Below are 1,696 nucleotides of genomic sequence, written 5' to 3'. Positions count from 1 at the left end.
GTACATTTGGACCGAGCCACTCCGTTACAAGGTTGAGCACCGCATCGCTGTTCGACTCCTGCATCAGCATGTGGCCGTTGCCAGCCACGTTCGCTGCCGTCAACGCGACGAACCTGACATCGCCGCCTCGCTCGGCGAGCCAGTCAGCAGTCGCGCGGTCCGACTCGATCGGATGATCGGTGTCGTGGGTACCGACCATCACGAGGGTCGGTAGGCCGTCCAACTCCCTGTCGCCGATATGGACCTGCGCACCGCGAACGTTCTGCCGCTCGAGGAGGAGCCCGGCTGGGATTGGCACCAGCTGCGAACGGAGCTCGTCCAGGTGACCGGGTGGGAATTGCTCGCTTGCACCGACCAGCTTCGTCTCGATGAACTCTGATCCGGGATGCCACCAGCCGCGACGGGGAAGCCTCCAGGTGAGCGGGCGTCCCTGGACGACGATGTGATCGGCGTCCTCCTCCAGCACGGCGGGCTCGGGCTGGATGTCCCCGGGGGGAGCGGGTGCCAGCGCGACTAGGGCGATCAGTGAATCCCGATGGTGGAAAGCGACCCGATAACCGAAAGCGGCGGACATGGAGTGGACCACGAGGACGACCGGAACGCCGAGCGCAGCGATTAGCTCCACGATCGCGCCGGCGACCGCCGCCCCATCCAGCCGCGTGTCGGGGTCCCATGCGCCGCCAGCCGACAACCCAGGCCACGTCATCACGACCGCGCGGTATCCGGCTTCGGCGAGACGGGGCGCCCACCCGGGTCGCCCGCCGATCGCTCGACTCCAGCCATCGGGGCCCACCCCCCCGCCGTGAACGAGCAGCACCGTCGCACGGGCGGGGCCGCCGGGCAGCCATTCGGCGTAAGCGACGGTCCCAGCGGAAGTCGCGAAAGAGCGAAACGTCGTCACGACATAACGGAGACGATGGCTGCTGCCAGCTCCACCGGGCGCGTCAACATGGCCATGTGGCTCCCCGGCGAGCTCGCGGTCGTCGGGTTCGTGAGCCGGTCTGCTGATGCGCGGTACAACTCCTGCGGCACAGCCCGATCCTCTTGCAGGAAGATGTAGCCGCTCGGCACGTCACCGGTGCCGGCCGACCGAAGACGGATCGGCTCGTCGAGCCAACCGCCAGGCGACGGCACCAGACGGGGCTCGACCTGCGCGTGAAGCTCCTCCGATCCGTCCTGCAAGAAAGCCGTCATGAATAGCTGCGGCGGGATCGGCACGCTCTGGTCGGGCGAGGATGCGGCTGTGCCACGGGCGAAATTCGCCAACTCGGTGGGGAGGATCGCATTGATCGACTCGCCGTCGGCGAGTACCCACGCGTCGATGAAGATCGCCTGCTCCACCTGCTCCGGCATCGCCTCAGCTACGAGCTGGATGATCGGGCCGCCGCCACTGTGGCCGACTACTACGAACCGGTCCCACCCCTTGTCGGCGATCCGGCCGATGAGATTGTCCGCCATGGTCGAGAGCGTGACACCTGCACGGTCGTCGTTGTCACCGAGACCCTGCAAGGTTGGGGCCCATACCTCGTGGCCTGCCTTCGCGAGCTCAGCGACAACGCCGTCCCACGCCCAACCACCCTGCCAACCTCCATGAACCAAGACGATGCGCATTCTGGAACTCCTTTGTTCACCGACGGCGGGTTCCGTCGGATGGAATCCCACTCTACCTAGCAGAGTCTGTGCAGAACAACAGTCC

General features: G+C 66.5%; 2 protein-coding genes. Both read right to left on the bottom strand.

Features of this window, described 5'->3' with window-relative positions:
- The coding region (locus ACQVDU_RS15825; protein WP_443477646.1) for an alpha/beta hydrolase at window positions 1-901 on the bottom strand (901 nt) is incomplete at its 3' end.
- Entirely contained in the window at window positions 898-1,611 is a 714-nt protein-coding gene (locus ACQVDU_RS15820) for an alpha/beta fold hydrolase (RefSeq protein ID WP_443477645.1), read from the bottom strand. The genes ACQVDU_RS15825 and ACQVDU_RS15820, both read right to left, overlap by 4 nt.
- Between the last annotated feature and the right edge of the window lie 85 nt (window positions 1,612-1,696).

Origin of the sequence: Microbacterium sp. F2 (genome assembly GCF_052274505.1) — a bacterium.
Lineage (GTDB): Bacteria > Actinomycetota > Actinomycetes > Actinomycetales > Microbacteriaceae > Microbacterium.
This window is presented reverse-complemented; position numbering and strand designations above follow the sequence as displayed.